The organism is Promicromonospora alba, from assembly GCF_042654905.1.
Classification (GTDB): domain Bacteria; phylum Actinomycetota; class Actinomycetes; order Actinomycetales; family Cellulomonadaceae; genus Promicromonospora; species Promicromonospora alba.
This window is the reverse complement of sequence record NZ_JBHSFI010000002.1, coordinates 172,918-186,845: the sequence shown is the minus strand read 5'-3', so window position 1 is coordinate 186,845 and position 13,928 is coordinate 172,918. Positions and strand designations below refer to the sequence as shown.

Here is a 13,928-nt window from a genome sequence, read left to right as displayed (position 1 = left end):
CCTTCGTCCGGGGTCGGTCGAACGCACCCCGCGAACCTTTCCGGTCAGCGCCGGGCGCTCACCGCCTCCAGCGCGCTCTTGTACTCCTTGAGGTCGGCCCTCGTCGTGCCCGCGTCGAGGCGGGCGGCCTCGATGGCGGACAGCAGGTCGCCGACGGTGGTGCCTCCGGCGAGCGGGTCCTCCAGGGAGACCGAGCCCGCGGCGACGTTGAGCCACACACCGAGCAGCTGCCGGTCGATGACGTCGACCCACTCGTCGTGCTTGGGCGCCCACAGCACCTGCACGGCGTCGTCCAGCGTGGTCAGGTCGATCACCTCGTCGAACACGTCGCTCTGCGCGCGTGTGGTGCCGAGGAAGCACAGCAGCTCGTCTGCCGTGTAGTCCGGGTTGCTGACCTGGCGGTACTCCGACGACCAGTACCCGGCGCCGCGAGCCACGGGCTCCGGCGCGGGCTGCTCGCCGGTCGGCGTGCCGTAGATCTCCAGCTCGTAGAGGGAGAAGCCCCACTGCGTCGCGCGCTCGGTCGCGTAGAGGCGCACGTGCCGGCCCGTGCCCGAGAGGTCGATGTCGTCGAAGAAGCCGTCACCGTCGGTGACGGTGTGCACCGTGGTCCAGGTGTCGCCGTCCGGCGAGGTCTGGATCTCGTACCCGGACGCGAACGCTGTCTCCCAGTCGATCACGACGCGGCTGAGGTCGTAGCCGGCGCCGAGGTCGACCGCGATCCACTCCGGCTCGCTCCACTGGCTGCCCCACCGGGTGCCGGCGTTGCCGTCCACCGCCATCTCGCCGGTGCGGGCGGGGTCGTCGATGCTCGACGTCGTCACCGGCCGGCCCAGCGCCAGCGACTCCTCGTCGTCGTCCTGGCACTGCTCGCCGCCGCCCTCGGACAGGTAGCAGCGCAGGTACCGGTAGGACTCCGCGGAGGACTCGAACGACGGCGCGTAGTCCCACTCGTAGGTGTAGTACTCCACGTACGGCTCGGATGCGGCGATGATCGCCGGGAGGTCGATGTCGCCGTTGCCCAGGGCGACCTGCCTCGGGTCGCCCTCGGCGTTCACGTTCACGGCGTCCTTGATGTGCAGGAGCTCGATGCGGTCCCCGTACTCCTCGATCCACGCCGGGACGTCGATGCCGGCGTCCGCGGCCCAGCCGACGTCGAGCTGGAAGGTGACGTAGCGCGGGTCGGTGTTCTCCTCGATGACCTGCCAGGCGCTGACCAGCTCACCCGTCTCCGGGTGCGGGTACCGCGTGGTGAACTCGCTCTGGTGGTTGTGCAGCGCGATCTTGTTCGCGCCGTTCTCGTGCGCGTACTGCCCGAGCCGGTTGACGTACTCCGCGGTCGCCAGGGCTTCCTCGTAGGTGCCGTAGCTGCCCGCCATCCCGCCGGTCCCGATGTAGTCCTGGCCCAGTGCGACGGCGTAGTCGACGGTCTCGGGCCACGTGTCCCAGTCGGTGCTGCCGTGGCTCGAGGACACCTCGAGGCCGTGCCTGTCGAGGATCGCCTGGTAGTCGTCGACCGGCATCGAGTAGGGCTGGCTGAACGGCTCGATGTTGGTGAAGCCGGCGTTGGCCACCTCGCCGAGCACGCGGTCGATCGTCTCGGGAGAGGGTGTGCCGAACCCGAGCTCACCGACGTGGGTGAACAGCTGGATGGAGATCTTGGAGTCGGGGAGCCCGTCGTCCGCTCCACACGCTTCGGCCGCTGTGGTGGTCAGTGCGGGGGCGGCGACGGCGGAGGGGCTGGCGGTGGCCGGGGCCGCGACGGCAGGCACCGCGGCCAGCGTGCCCGCGAGGAGCGCGCCGCCCGTCAGCGCCGCGCTGAGGCGGCGCGCGCCCGGTGAATGGGAGATCTGCATGGGTGCTCCGATCGACGACTCTGTCATTTATGGCGACGGGCATGCAACTTTTGCCGCCACAGGTGCAAAAGGAGTCTGTGGGGCGGGCGATACCGTGTCAAGAGCGGAGTTTTCGCCTTGGCGCGCGACGGCGGGGGTGGTCTACACGAGCGCCGGTTCGCGGCCGGCGGTCGTGCCCCGCAGCAGGACGGCGTCCTGGCTGGGCGGGAGGCCGAACTGCCGGCGGTACTCGCGGCTGAACTGCGACGGGCTGTCGTAGCCGACCCGTAGCCCCACGCCCGTCACGTCGCCAGGGCGCGTGGCGAGCAGGAGGCGCGCCTCCTGGAGCCGGATCTGCTTCTGGAACTGGATGGGGCTCATCGCGGTGACCGCCTGGAAGTTCCGGTAGAACGCCGAGGCGCTCATGCCCGACAGGGCAGCCACGTCCTGCACGCGGAAGGGTTGCGCGTAGTGCTCCCGGATCCACTGGACGGCCCGGGCGATGTGGGCGAGCCCGCTGTCGGCCAGGCCGAGCTGGCGCACGGTGGCCCCCTGCTCTCCGGTGATCAGGCGCCAGAGGATCTCGCGCTTGACGAGCGGCGCCAGGACCGCGGCGTCGCGTGGGCTGTCGAGCAGCCGCAGCAGTCGTACGACCGCGTCGACGAGGGGTGCGGGGGCGTCGCTGACCACCATGCCGGGCGGGGCGGCGGCGCTGGCCGGAGGGAGGTCGCCGGGTGCGGCCGCCAGGAGGAGCTCGGCGATCAGGGCGGGTCGCAGGACGAGCCCGAAGCCGAGTGCCGGCTCGTCGGGCCTGGCCTTGGTGAACAGGCCGGTCACCGGCAGGTCGACGGACGCCACGAGGTACTGCCCGGGGCCGTACTCGTGGACGCTGCTGCCGAGCGCTATCCGCTTCGAGCCCTGGGCGATTAGTGCCATGACCACGCCCGACATGGAGGGCGCGGGCGGTGCGGACCGGTCGACCGATGAGACCAGGACGTCGTCGAGCGCCGTCGCGTGGGTGTCGCGCCGGGCATGGCGGGCGATCAGGGTACGCAGCTCTTCGAGGTCCACACCGTTCATGCCACGAGCATGGCACGGCATCTTCACGATGCTCGTGAGCACGGGAGGATCGTGCAAGTGATCGGGACGATCGTCGTTTCGGGGCGGTGGGCCCGCGCGGTGTGATGGAGGCACCAGCAACCGGGCTCTCAGGAGCCCCCGCACCGAGGAGACTCACATGACCGTTCGCCACGGATTCCAGGCCACCCTGACCGCGCTGCCCGGCAAGGGCGACGCCCTGGTCGAGATGCTGCTGAACGCCCCGTCGCTGTCCCGCACGGACTGCCCCGTGTTCCTGATCAGCCGTTCCGCCGGGAACGCCGACGTCGTGCACGTCATCGAGGGCTGGACCAGCGAGGAGGCCCACGCCGCGTTCTTCGCGACCAGCGAGGCGCAGGCCCTCGTCGCCGAGCTGCAGCTGCTGCTGGCGGGGGAGTCCGCGTACACGGACCAGGTGCTGGTGGGCGGCAAGGGCGAGCTCTGAGCCGCCCGCCCCTGGCAGCGCCGTCCGCGCGCTGACGAACCCGAACCCTTCCTGAGAGGAACATGTCATGACGATCACTCGTCCCGAGATCGATCCCGAGCTGCGTCCGCTGCTCGACCTCATCCCCGCCGCGAACCTCGGCCCCGACACGCTGGCGCAGGTGCGTGGCCTGGCGGCGACCACGGCGGAGGGCGTCGAGAGCCTCCTCACGGAGGGGCGGTCCGTCGACCGGCGCGACCTCACCGTCACCGCCCCGGACGGTGCGTCCGTCCCGCTCACCGTCCTGAGCCCGCAGAGCCTGGACCGCTCGACGCCGGCGCCCTGCGTCTACTGGGTGCACGGCGGCGGGATGGTGCTGGGGGACCGGTTCTCGAACCTCGACATCCCGCTGCAGTGGCTCGACGAGCTCGGCGCGGTCGTCGTGACCGTGGACTACCGGCTGGCGCCGGAGGCGAGCGGCACCACCCCGGTCGAGGACTGCTACGCGGGCCTGGCCTGGGTCGCCGAGCACGCCGCCGACCTGGGCGTCGACCCGGCGCGGCTCGTCGTCGCGGGCACCAGTGCCGGAGGCGGACTGGCGGCCGGCGTCGCCCTGCTGGCGCGCGATCGCGGGACGCCGGACCTCGCGGCACAGGTGCTCGTCTGCCCCATGCTCGACCACCGCAACGACACGCGATCGAGCCACCAGTTCGCCGAGGGCCCCGCGACATGGACCCAGACCATGAACGCGTTCGGCTGGCAGTCGGTGCTCGGCGAGGGTCCGGAGGCCGAGGTCTCGCGGTACGTGTCGCCGGCCCGGGCCGGCGACCTGTCCGGCCTGCCGCCCGCGTACATCGACGTCGGCTCGGCCGAGGTGTTCCGGGACGAGGACGTCAGCTACGCGAACCGCATCTGGGCGGCCGGGGGCCACGCGGAGCTGCACGTGTGGGCCGGCGGGTTCCACGGCTTCGACGCGCTCGTGCCCGGGGCGCAGGTCTCGATCGCGGCGCGCCGGACCCGCGCCGACTGGCTCCGCCGAGTGCTGGAAGCGCGGGCCGGCTCGTGAACGACACAGAAGTGAACAACACAGAGACGAACAACAGGGAGATGAAAGAGATGAACCAGGACCAGAACAGCAACGACATTCCCGTGGTGGTGGTCACCGGGGCCAGCGCGGGCATCGGGCGGGGCGCGGCGATCGAGATCGCCCGCCGCGGGATGCGCGTCGTCGCGACCTACAACTCCCGCCCGCAGGAGGCGGAGGAGACCGTGCGTCTCGTCCGGGAGTCCGGCGGCGACGCCGTCGCCCTGCGGCTCGACATCGCGCACAGCGACCAGTTCCCCGCCTTCCGGCAGGAGCTGACGGAGGCGATCTCGGCGGCGTGGGGCGCGACGACGGTCCGCGCCCTGGTCAACAACGCCGGCTTCGGCGGCGGGCTGCCCTTCACCGAGATGACCGAGGACGCGTTCGACCGGTACTACCGCGTGCTCCTGAAGGGCCCCTACTTCCTGACCCAGGCGCTGCTGCCCCTGCTGTCGGACGGCGGATCCGTCGTGAACGTCTCGAGCAGCTCGGTGCGTCCGGGGGACACCGAGGCCGGGTACTCCGGCTACGCGGGGATGAAGGGCGGCCTCGTCACGGCCACCCGGTACCTGGCCAACGAGCTCGCCGGGCGCGGCATCACCGTCAACTCCGTCGCCCCTGGCCCCACCCGCACGCGAATCTCCGACGACGCGTTCGACCGCTTCCCGGAGATCATCGACGGCATCGCGGCGAGGACCGCGCTCGGCCGCATCGGCGAGCCGCAGGACGTCGGCAGGGTGATCGCGTTCCTGGTCTCGACGGACGCCGGGTGGATCACCGGCCAGGACATCCAGGTCTCCGGGGGATTCGCGCTGTGAAGGGAGCACGTGAGCGGTAGACCCCTGGTGGTCGCGCCGCGCTGGTCACACATCACGGGCCCCGCCGGTCGAACAGCAGGAAGGACACGGACGCCTCGCCGCTCGACCGCGACGAGGGACGGGTGGCGAGAGGTGAGGAAACAAGATGGCGGGCATAGTGCAGCGGGCAGTAGTGGTCCAGCCGGGGACGGTGGAGCCCGGATCGGTCCGGGTGCGCGCCTACAGCTCGGGCGTATTGGTGGCCGACGCCGATCCGCCGCTGCTGGTCTGGGAGCACCCGTACTACCCGCAGTACTTCTTCGCTCCGGGTGAGCTCGCGGTCGAGCTGCGCGCGGCAGGTCCGGGACGCCGGTCCCGGAGCCTCGGTCCGAGCGAGGTCTACGACGTCGTCGTGGGCGACCAGGTGCTGGCGGGTGCCGCCCAGCGGTATCCGGAGGCGCCCGTCGAACGCCTGCGCACCATGACGACACTGGCCTGGTCGGCCTTCGACACGTGGCTCGCGGAGGAAGAGGTGATCCACACCCACGCCCGCGACCCGTACGTGCGGGTCGACGCGATGCCGTCCAGCCGGCACGTCCGCGTGGTGGCGGGCGGGGTAGTGGTCGCCGAGTCGCGCCGCCCCGTCGTCCTGGTCCAGTCCGGGCAGCCGCCGCGGTACTACCTGCCGCGCGTCGACGTCCGGATGGACCTGCTGACGCCGACCGACACGGTGAGCTACTGCGCGTACAAGGGCACCGCCGCGTACTGGACGCTCAGGACCGGCGACCTCGAGCTGCCCGACGTCGTCTGGGGCTACGACACCCCGCTACGGGAAGGACTGGCCGTCGCCGGGCTGGTCTGCTTCTGGCCCGAGAAGAGCGCGGACCTCGAGGTCTACGTCGACGGCGAGCGGATCGACCGGCCATAGCCCGCCGGCGGTGCCAGCCGTCCGGTGCCAGCCACGGACAACCTGGACCTGGATCCGGAACCCGGGCGCGCACACGCTGGTACGGACACAGACCGGCGTGAGAGGAACACCAGTGAGCAAGAAGAACCCCGCCCAGCGACCCGACGTCGTCGTGCCGGACCTGACCGGCAGACGCGCCGTCGTGACCGGAGCCAGCGACGGGATCGGGCTGGGCCTCGCCGCACGCCTCGCCCGCGCCGGAGCCGAGCTCGTGCTGCCCGTACGCAACCCCGCGAAGGGCCGCGCCGCCGCCGACCGACTGCGCGCCGCCGTACCCGGCGCCGTCGTCACCACCCGCCCCGCCGACCTCGCGTCGCTCGAGTCGGTGGCGGCGCTCGCGGACGGACTGCTGGCCGAGGGCCGGCCGATCGACCTGCTCGTCGCGAACGCGGGAGTGATGACGCCGCCGGCCCGCACCACGACGGCGGACGGGTTCGAGCTCCAGCTCGGCACCAACCACCTGGGGCACATGGCGCTCGTCGGGCACCTGCTGCCGCTCCTGAGCAGCTCCCGGGCGCGCGTCACCACGATGTCGAGCGCTGCCGCGCGGTTCGGGCGCCTGGACTGGGACGACCTCAACAGCGAGCGCGACTACTCGCCGGTGCGCGCCTACAACCTCTCGAAGCTGGCCCAGCTGATGTTCGCCCTCGAGCTGGACCGGCGCAGCAGGGCGCACGGCTGGGGGATCGTGAGCAACGCGGCCCATCCCGGGACCACCTACACGGGCCTGTACACCGCGGGGCCGGGCCTCGGCAGCCCGGAGCCGCCGCGGATCGACGCCGTGATGCGGCGACTGCTCGGGCTGGGGATCTTCGTGCAACCGGTCGAGCAAGGGCTGCTGCCCGCACTCCAGGCGGCCACCGACCCGGCCGCCGACGGCGGGACGTTCTACGGCCCCGACGGCATCGGCCACTTCACCGGTGGATCCGCCCGGCAGCGTGTCTACCGGTCCGCCACCGACGAGGTGGCGGCCGCTCGGCTGTGGGCGGCGTCCGAGAAGATGACGGGCGTGCGCTTTCCTGACGCGGCGCTCGGAGAACGAGGTGAGGTCGATGGATCGCGAGCTGCTCGGTGAGTTCCTGCGCGCCCGCCGCGAGGCGCTCCAGCCCGAGGACGTGGGGCTGCCGCGCGGGCCGCGCCGGCGCACGAGCGGCCTGCGGCGCGAGGAGGTCGCCGCGCTGAGCGGCGTCTCGGCGGACTACTACAGCAGGATCGAGCAGAGCCGCGGGGCGGTGCCTTCGGAGCAGGTGCTCGCGGCCATCGCCCAGGGCCTGCACCTCACGCTCGAGGAGCGGGACCGGCTGGTTGAGCTCGCGGGGCACGCCCTGCCGCGCCGCGTCCGGCGCAGCGACCACATCAACGCCGGCCTGATGCGGATCCTGGACGGGCTGGCGGACGCGCCCGCGCAGGTCGAGAACGTCCTGGGGGTGACGCTCCGCCAGACGCGGCTCGCCGCGGCGCTCCTCGGCGACGAGACCGCGTACACCGGCCCGCAGCGGGCCCGGGTCTACCGGTGGTTCACCGACCCGCGCAGCCGGGACCGGATCCCCGAGGAGGACCACGACCGGCACGGCCGCACCCTCACGGCCCGGCTCGCCGCGGTCCACGCCCAGACGGGGCCGACGTCGCCGGCGGGCGAGCTCGCGGCCGGCCTGCGCGGCCGCAGCCCCGAGTTCGCGCGGCTGTGGGACGAGCACCCCGTGCTCGGCCCCTACTGCGAACCCAAACGGCTGAACCACCCGGAGGTGGGGCTGGTCGAGCTGCACGGGCAGACGCTGCTGGACCCCGACCAGTACCAGGCGCTGACGGTGTTCACGGCGGTGCCCGGCACGGAGAGCGCCGAGCGGCTGCGCCTGCTCGCGGTGGTGGGCTCGGTCTGATCGACGGCGCTCCGGTAGCACTGCCCCTGTGGCGGCCCTCACATCGCCTGCGGTCACATCTCGGCGGCCTGGCGGGTCACTACTGCGGCGGTGTACCGCGCACCGCACCCCTGTGGAAGGAACGCCATGACCTCACCGATCGAGACCCTCCGCCGCGACTTCGGCGGCGACATCATCGAACCGGGCGACGCCGAGTACGAGGCGGTCGGCCGCTCGAAGCTGGCCGCGGGGAGCCCCGCCTACGTCCTGCGTCCCGGGAGCACCGACGACGTGCGGGCCGCTGTCGGGTTCGCGGCCGGGTCCGGCATGACGCTGTCCGTGCGCGGCGGCGGCCACAGCTTCGCCGGGTTCGGCACCAACGACGGCGGCGTCGTCATCGACCTGAGCCTGCTCGCGACCGTGGAGCTCATCGATCGCGAGCGCCACATCGTGCGGATCGGCGGCGGCGCCCACTGGGGCCAGGTCGCGGAAGCGCTGGCCCCGCACGGCCTGGCGATCTCTGCGGGCGACACCAAGAGCGTCGGCGTCGGCGGGCTGACGCTGAGCGGCGGCATCGGCTGGAAGGTCCGGCGGTACGGCCTCGCGCTCGACACCGTGGTCGCCGCCGAGATCGTCACGGCCGACGGCGCGGTCGTGACGGCGAGCGCCGACGAGAACCCTGACCTGTTCTGGGCGATCCGTGGCGGCGGCGGCAACTTCGGCGTCGTGACCTCCTTCGAGTTCGAGGCGCACCCGACCACGGAGGTCGTCTTCGGCAAGGTCACGTTCCCGCAGGCCGAGGCGGTCGACGTCCTCCAGGGCTGGGCGGAGTACATGCGCACCGCGCCGGAGGAGGTCACGTCGATCGCGAACCTCGCCAACCCGATGGCCGGTGGCCCGGAGGCGCCGGTGGAGATCCACGTCGCCTTCGACGGCGACGACCCGGAGGCGGCGGCCCGCGCGCTCGCCCCGATCCGCGCGCTCGGCACCGTCCTGGACGACGACGTCGCGCCGCACGACTACGCGGACATCCTCGTGGAGGGCGGGTCCCCGCCGCCCGGCATCGAGGTGCTCGCCCACGACGGCTTCGTCGAGCGGGAGTCGGTGGCCGAGGTCCTGCAGATCCTGGCCGAGGTCGGGACGTCGCCGGGGTCGCCGTCGATCGCGATCCGCAGCGTGGGTGGCGCGGTGGCCCGGGTTCCTGGTGACGCCACCGCCTACGCGCACCGGCAGGCGGAGCTGATGGTCGCCACCCTGGTGGGCGGCCCGGTGCACGTCGTCGAGGGAGCGCGCGCCGGCCTGGACGTGATCTGGGAGAAGCTCGGCCCGCATGTCAGCGGCGCCTATGCCAACTTCCTGACGACGGCCACGGACGACGACGTGGCCGCTGTCTACCCGGCGGCCACGTACGAGCGCCTGGCGGCGGTCAAGCGGCGGTACGACCCGAAGAACCTGTTCGCGCACAACCACAACGTCCGGCCGAAGTAGGGGAGTGGGGCGGGCGTTGCCCCCATGGGGCGGCGCCCGTCCCGGGCGGGATCTTGCGCAGGTGGGACTGCATCTCGTGTCTTCACCGTTGCACGGGGTGATGCCGTGCATGTTCGCCTGGAGCGGGCTTGCGGGCTGGGCAGGGTCTTGGACGCCACCCAGCCGCAAGATCAATGGGGGAGCGCTCGCCCTCCGGGTCGTAGCGGAACTGGCTCTCGAGCGAAGGAGCCTCGGTAGCGACCAGCCTGCGCGCGACGCCCTCCCAGAAGCATCCGTTCGGCTCGTGCCCGAGCTCCTCGACGAGCGCGTCGACCGGCGTCGTCCCGGCGTGCAGCAGCAACGAGAACTTCCCGGGAGTGGTCTCGACCAGCTTCTGTACCGTCATGTGCCGGAACCTAGCACCGGTGACCGACACCGCTGCGCTGGACGATCGGACGCTGCTCGCCCACCTCGGGTCGACATCTGCCATGAGCGAATCTCCTGGTGAGGGGCCTGCCCGCCCGACACGCTGTGTACATGACGATCGCCGACCACACTGAAGGCCTCCGTGCAGCCGAGAGGCGCCTGCAGGCCGCTCAGCTCGCGTCCGATGTCGACACCCTGGACAGCCTGATCGAGGACAGGGCTCTGTTCACCGGGCCGGACGGGAGCGTCCTGTCGAAGCAGGACGACCTGCAGGCGCACGCATCCGGCTATCAGGTGATGAGTCGCGTCGACGAAGAGGACCTCAGAGTGCTGGTGACCGGCCGCACCGGGGTCACCTGGTTCCTCGGCACTCTCGAGGGCACCTTCGGCGGTGAGCGTCTGACTGCCCGGATGCGCTACACCCGGACCTGGACACACGACGACCAAGCAGGGTGGAAGGTCGTCGCAGCGCATGCCGCGTTCGTCGCCGACGGCGCCGCCTCGGCCGAGGAGTAGTCCACTGCCACGCCGGGCCTCGTAGGAAACGGTGACCGCCGTTCGGGCGAGCAGCGACCGATGACTTCCGCCCCGCACCGTCGTCGGCCCTGTGACTGGTCCCAGGAAAGGAACCCATCATGGTCACCACGCTCCGCAGCTTCAGCGGCTTTTCGGTCGACGACCTCGACGCCGCCCGCCGCTTCTACCGCGACACCCTTGGCCTGCCCGTGCGGGACAACGCCATGGGCGCCCTCGAGATCGACCTCACCGAGGGATCGTCCGTGTTCGTCTACGGCAAGGGGGAGGCCCACGCACCGGCGTCGTACACGGCGCTCAACCTCGTGGTGCCGAACATCGACGAGGCGGTGACGGAGCTGGAGGCGGCGGGGGTGAGCCTGATCCGCTACCCCGACTTCGACCAGGACGAACGCGGGATAGCCCGGAGCACCGACCCGTCCCAGGGCCCCACGATCGGCTGGATCACGGACCCGGCGGGCAACGTCATCGCCCTCATCGAGGACTGATCTCCCGGGAACTCCTACACAACGCCGCCGGCCAGGCCGCGCAGCTCGGACAGCACCGCCCGCTCGATCTCTGCGATCGAACGCTCCTCGCCCTCCCGGATCCACTGGGCGAAGGACACGCTGAACACCGTGATCGCCGACTCCGCCGCCAGGGTCGCCGCCGGCTCCGGAACGCCTCGCGCCCGTAGCGCGTCGCCGATCGCCGTCGCGAGCGTGGAGAGCTTGTGCCGTTCGCGTTCCTGCAGCGCCGGGTGCTGGTCGATCACCGACTGCCGCAGCCGGGAGCGGTCGCGCCGGTCGCCGGGGAAGAAGGCGGCTACCGACTCGAGCGCCGTGCCGATGAGCTCCATCGGTGTCGCGTCGTCCGGGGCCGCCGCCATGCCGTCGAGGAACGCGTCGAGCAGCAGGTCCTGACCCTGGAACAGCACCTCGCGCTTGTCACTGAAGTGGCGGAAGAACGTCCGCTCGGTGAGGCCGACGGACCGCGCGATCTCCGCCGCCGTCGTCTGCTCGTAGCCGCGACGGGCGAAGAGCTCCAGCGCGGCCTCCTGAAGTCGCTCGCGCGTGCCGGGTTGCCATCGGACCATGGCTGGAGTCTAGGTGATGACAGCGGCTGACATGGTGTGTACGGTGATGTCAGTGGCTGACGGCAGTCACTGACATCACTCGGAAGGGTTTCATCATGCATGTCTTCGTCACCGGAGCTTCCGGCTGGATCGGCTCCGCGGCAGTCGACGAGCTGCTCGCCGACGGGCACTCCGTCACGGCCCTCGCCCGGTCCGACGCCTCGGCGTCGGCCCTCGAAGCGAAGGACGTCCGCGTCCAGCGCGGCGACCTGGACGACCTCGACGGCCTGCGCCGTGGGGCGGACGCCGCCGAGGCGGTGCTGCACCTCGCGAACAAGCACGACTTCACGAACCCGGCCGTGTCGAACGCGGCCGAGCGCGCCGCCGTGCAGACCTTCGGGGACACGCTTGCGGGCTCGGACCGCCCGTTCCTGTTCGCATCTGGGATCGCCGGGATGGCCCAGGGACGGCCTGCCACCGAGAGCGACGCGTCCCCGCACCACGGCCCCGGCTCGCCGCGCGGCGGCAGCGAGAACCTCGCGCTGGAGTTCGTCGACCGCGGCGTCCGGGTGGTCAGCCTGCGGTTCGCACCGACGGTGCACGGCGCGGGCGACTACGGCTTCATCGACGTCATCACGACGACCGCGAAGCGGCACGGCTTCTCGGGATACCCGGGCGACGGCGCGAACCGGTGGGCGGCCGTGCACCGGTCCGACGCCGCGCGGCTCGTCGCCCTCGCCCTGGCCAAGGCGCCCGCCGGCGCTCGGCTGCACGCGGTCGCCGAGGAGGGGGTGCCCACCCGCGAGATCGCCGAGGCGATCGGCCAGGCGCTCGGCCTTCCGGCGGCCTCCGTGTCGCCTGAGGACGCGGCGAGCCACTTCGGCTGGATCGGCGGGTTCTTCGGTGCGGAGATGTCCGCCGAGAGCGGGGCCACCCGGGAGCTGCTGGGCTGGGCGCCGTCCGGCCCGACCCTCGTCGAGGACATCGCCGCGGGTGCCTACACCTCGTGGTGATCGCACCGCCCGGATCGTGATGTCGAGATCGGCGTGGCGGCTCCGTCCCAGGGGCAGGTGCGGCCAAGGTGGTCGCACCCCCTGGACCGGAAGGACAGCCGCCATGGCCACCGCAGATGACCTGGACCGCGCCATCGACTCGCAGTGGGACTGGGTCGCCCAGCACACCCGCACGTACCTGGAGTCGGGCGGCACCAAGGGCCACGAGAGCAACGGGGTGCTCAACCTCGTGCTCGCCACCACCGGACGCCGGACCGGTATGCCGCGTCGCAACTGCCTGATCTACGGAACCTCGGGGGACGAGTTCGTGGTCGTCGCCTCGAAGGGCGGGGCCGATCAGGACCCCGCGTGGTTCCTGAACCTCCAGGCGGAACCCGGCGTCGGCGTGCAGGTCGGCACCCGCCGGTTCACCGCGCGGGCCCGGGTGGCGTCGTCCGCCGAGCGGGCGCCTCTCTGGGCTCAGATGGTGGAGATCTTCCCGCTCTACGGCCAGTACGCGCAGAAGACCGACCGCGAGATCCCGGTCGTCCTGATCACCCCGGTGGACGGACCCGTACCTGCGTAGCTTTCCAGTATCGTTCGAAGCATCGGTTCGGTGGCTCGTCCCTGGAAGGTGCCCGTGACCTCTGCACAGATTCCCGGCGACGTCTCGCTCGGCAAGATCGAGCAGGCGCTGGACGGCGGTGACCGGCCGCCGGTGGGTCGCTACCGTCTCGACCTCGCGACCGGCGAGTGGGCGTGGTCCGACGAGGTGTACCGGATGCACGGCTTCGAGCCGGGCGAGATCGTGCCGACGACGCCGCTGATGCTGTCGCACAAGCACCCGGACGACCGCGGACGGGTGGACGGCGTGCTGCGGCGTGCCGCCGAGACCGGGCAGACGTTCAGCTCGGTGCACCGCATCCTCGACGCCAAGGGCAACACCCGCACGCTCGCGGTCACCGGGCAGGGCAGACGGGACCCCGCGACAGGCCGGGTGACCGAGCTGTTCGGCTACTTCATCGACGTCACCGACTCCCACCGTGCGGCGGCGGCGCGGGACGCGACCGCCTCGATCAAGGCCTCGGACGAGCGGCGGGCGGTGATCGAGCAGGCCAAGGGCGTGCTCATGGTGGTCTACGCCATCGAGGACACGGCGGCGTTCGACCTGCTGCGGGAGTCGTCCAACCGGTCCAACATCGCGGTGCGGGACATCGCGACCACGCTGGTGAACCTGTTCTTCGGGCCGGAGGTCACGGACGTCCCGACCCGCGAGGCGATAGAGAAGTTCCTGGCCGACCCCCGGCCCCAGGTGGACGCCTGATCTCACCCCACCGATACCCAACTGATCCCGGTCGTGGCGCGTCATAGCAGGTAGAGGCGTCTCTCAC

Annotated in this window: 16 protein-coding genes; 12 read left to right on the top strand and 4 right to left on the bottom strand. The window is 71.7% G+C overall.

The features are described from left to right. Window positions 1–44: 44 nt before the first annotated feature. Window positions 45–1,856: a galactose-binding domain-containing protein gene (locus ACFO6V_RS03990; protein ID WP_377132469.1), complete on the bottom strand. Its 1,812-nt coding sequence runs from the start codon at window positions 1,854–1,856 to the stop codon at window positions 45–47. A gap of 141 nt (window positions 1,857–1,997) precedes the next feature. Next, window positions 1,998–2,915, bottom strand: coding sequence for an AraC family transcriptional regulator (locus tag ACFO6V_RS03985; RefSeq protein ID WP_377132467.1), 918 nt, complete (start codon window positions 2,913–2,915; stop codon window positions 1,998–2,000). A gap of 157 nt (window positions 2,916–3,072) precedes the next feature. On the opposite strand from ACFO6V_RS03985, the gene ACFO6V_RS03980 reads away from it, so the two are divergent. From ACFO6V_RS03980 to ACFO6V_RS03950, 7 genes are all read left to right on the top strand, one after another. After that, window positions 3,073–3,378, top strand: a complete 306-nt coding sequence (locus ACFO6V_RS03980) for a putative quinol monooxygenase (protein WP_377132465.1) — start codon at window positions 3,073–3,075, stop codon at window positions 3,376–3,378. A gap of 67 nt (window positions 3,379–3,445) precedes the next feature. Then, window positions 3,446–4,423, top strand: coding sequence for an alpha/beta hydrolase (locus tag ACFO6V_RS03975; protein WP_377132463.1), 978 nt, complete (start codon window positions 3,446–3,448; stop codon window positions 4,421–4,423). Window positions 4,424–4,473: 50 nt separating this feature from the next. After that, on the top strand, window positions 4,474–5,259 hold the full coding sequence (locus ACFO6V_RS03970) for an SDR family NAD(P)-dependent oxidoreductase (protein WP_377132461.1): 786 nt from the start codon (window positions 4,474–4,476) through the stop codon (window positions 5,257–5,259). 145 nt (window positions 5,260–5,404) lie between these two features. After that, entirely contained in the window at window positions 5,405–6,166 is a 762-nt protein-coding gene (locus tag ACFO6V_RS03965; protein ID WP_377132459.1) for a DUF427 domain-containing protein, read from the top strand. A 112-nt stretch (window positions 6,167–6,278) separates the two neighbouring features. Beyond that, on the top strand, window positions 6,279–7,280 hold the full coding sequence (locus ACFO6V_RS03960; protein ID WP_377132457.1) for an SDR family oxidoreductase: 1,002 nt from the start codon (window positions 6,279–6,281) through the stop codon (window positions 7,278–7,280). Then, complete coding sequence (locus ACFO6V_RS03955) at window positions 7,258–8,085, top strand: helix-turn-helix transcriptional regulator (RefSeq protein WP_377132455.1); 828 nt, start codon at window positions 7,258–7,260, stop codon at window positions 8,083–8,085. The genes ACFO6V_RS03960 and ACFO6V_RS03955 overlap by 23 nt, the downstream gene beginning before the upstream one ends. 126 nt (window positions 8,086–8,211) lie before the next feature. Then, the gene (locus tag ACFO6V_RS03950; RefSeq protein ID WP_377132453.1) at window positions 8,212–9,552 is read left to right on the top strand and encodes an FAD-binding oxidoreductase; all 1,341 of its coding nucleotides are present in this window, start codon (window positions 8,212–8,214) and stop codon (window positions 9,550–9,552) included. Window positions 9,553–9,634: 82 nt separating this feature from the next. Here the strand turns inward: ACFO6V_RS03950 and ACFO6V_RS03945 are convergent, their stop codons facing one another. Beyond that, on the bottom strand, window positions 9,635–9,937 hold the full coding sequence (locus ACFO6V_RS03945) for an Imm51 family immunity protein (RefSeq protein ID WP_377132451.1): 303 nt from the start codon (window positions 9,935–9,937) through the stop codon (window positions 9,635–9,637). Between the two features lie 131 nt (window positions 9,938–10,068). Between ACFO6V_RS03945 and ACFO6V_RS03940 the strand changes: the two genes are divergently transcribed. Further along, complete coding sequence (locus ACFO6V_RS03940) at window positions 10,069–10,473, top strand: nuclear transport factor 2 family protein (protein ID WP_377132449.1); 405 nt, start codon at window positions 10,069–10,071, stop codon at window positions 10,471–10,473. 119 nt (window positions 10,474–10,592) lie between these two features. Next, window positions 10,593–10,979, top strand: coding sequence for a VOC family protein (locus ACFO6V_RS03935; protein WP_377132447.1), 387 nt, complete (start codon window positions 10,593–10,595; stop codon window positions 10,977–10,979). Window positions 10,980–10,993: 14 nt separating this feature from the next. On the opposite strand, the gene ACFO6V_RS03930 is transcribed toward ACFO6V_RS03935, so the two are convergent. Further along, on the bottom strand, window positions 10,994–11,566 hold the full coding sequence (locus ACFO6V_RS03930) for a TetR/AcrR family transcriptional regulator (protein WP_377132445.1): 573 nt from the start codon (window positions 11,564–11,566) through the stop codon (window positions 10,994–10,996). Window positions 11,567–11,661: 95 nt separating this feature from the next. On the opposite strand from ACFO6V_RS03930, the gene ACFO6V_RS03925 reads away from it, so the two are divergent. The 3 genes from ACFO6V_RS03925 (at window position 11,662) to ACFO6V_RS03915 (ending at window position 13,861) form a co-directional block, all read left to right on the top strand. Further along, window positions 11,662–12,558, top strand: coding sequence for an SDR family oxidoreductase (locus ACFO6V_RS03925; RefSeq protein ID WP_377132443.1), 897 nt, complete (start codon window positions 11,662–11,664; stop codon window positions 12,556–12,558). 103 nt (window positions 12,559–12,661) lie between these two features. Then, window positions 12,662–13,123, top strand: coding sequence for a nitroreductase family deazaflavin-dependent oxidoreductase (locus ACFO6V_RS03920; protein WP_377132441.1), 462 nt, complete (start codon window positions 12,662–12,664; stop codon window positions 13,121–13,123). A gap of 54 nt (window positions 13,124–13,177) precedes the next feature. Next, the gene (locus ACFO6V_RS03915; protein WP_377132439.1) at window positions 13,178–13,861 is read left to right on the top strand and encodes a PAS and ANTAR domain-containing protein; all 684 of its coding nucleotides are present in this window, start codon (window positions 13,178–13,180) and stop codon (window positions 13,859–13,861) included. Window positions 13,862–13,928: the final 67 nt, after the last annotated feature.

Excerpts from the sequence above, each read along its gene's own strand:
- ACFO6V_RS03955 (WP_377132455.1), top strand. The coding sequence starts at position 7,258 with ATGGATCGCGAGCTGCTCGGTGAGTTCCTGCGCGCCCGCCGCGAGGCG.
- ACFO6V_RS03950 (WP_377132453.1), top strand. The coding sequence starts at position 8,212 with ATGACCTCACCGATCGAGACCCTCCGCCGCGACTTCGGCGGCGACATC.
- ACFO6V_RS03930 (WP_377132445.1), bottom strand. The coding sequence starts at position 11,566 with ATGGTCCGATGGCAACCCGGCACGCGCGAGCGACTTCAGGAGGCCGCG.
- ACFO6V_RS03990 (WP_377132469.1), bottom strand. The coding sequence starts at position 1,856 with ATGCAGATCTCCCATTCACCGGGCGCGCGCCGCCTCAGCGCGGCGCTG.
- ACFO6V_RS03980 (WP_377132465.1), top strand. The coding sequence starts at position 3,073 with ATGACCGTTCGCCACGGATTCCAGGCCACCCTGACCGCGCTGCCCGGC.
- ACFO6V_RS03945 (WP_377132451.1), bottom strand. The coding sequence starts at position 9,937 with ATGACGGTACAGAAGCTGGTCGAGACCACTCCCGGGAAGTTCTCGTTG.
- ACFO6V_RS03920 (WP_377132441.1), top strand. The coding sequence starts at position 12,662 with ATGGCCACCGCAGATGACCTGGACCGCGCCATCGACTCGCAGTGGGAC.
- ACFO6V_RS03975 (WP_377132463.1), top strand. The coding sequence starts at position 3,446 with ATGACGATCACTCGTCCCGAGATCGATCCCGAGCTGCGTCCGCTGCTC.
- ACFO6V_RS03935 (WP_377132447.1), top strand. The coding sequence starts at position 10,593 with ATGGTCACCACGCTCCGCAGCTTCAGCGGCTTTTCGGTCGACGACCTC.
- ACFO6V_RS03985 (WP_377132467.1), bottom strand. The coding sequence starts at position 2,915 with ATGAACGGTGTGGACCTCGAAGAGCTGCGTACCCTGATCGCCCGCCAT.
- ACFO6V_RS03965 (WP_377132459.1), top strand. The coding sequence starts at position 5,405 with ATGGCGGGCATAGTGCAGCGGGCAGTAGTGGTCCAGCCGGGGACGGTG.
- ACFO6V_RS03970 (WP_377132461.1), top strand. The coding sequence starts at position 4,474 with ATGAACCAGGACCAGAACAGCAACGACATTCCCGTGGTGGTGGTCACC.
- ACFO6V_RS03925 (WP_377132443.1), top strand. The coding sequence starts at position 11,662 with ATGCATGTCTTCGTCACCGGAGCTTCCGGCTGGATCGGCTCCGCGGCA.
- ACFO6V_RS03940 (WP_377132449.1), top strand. The coding sequence starts at position 10,069 with ATGACGATCGCCGACCACACTGAAGGCCTCCGTGCAGCCGAGAGGCGC.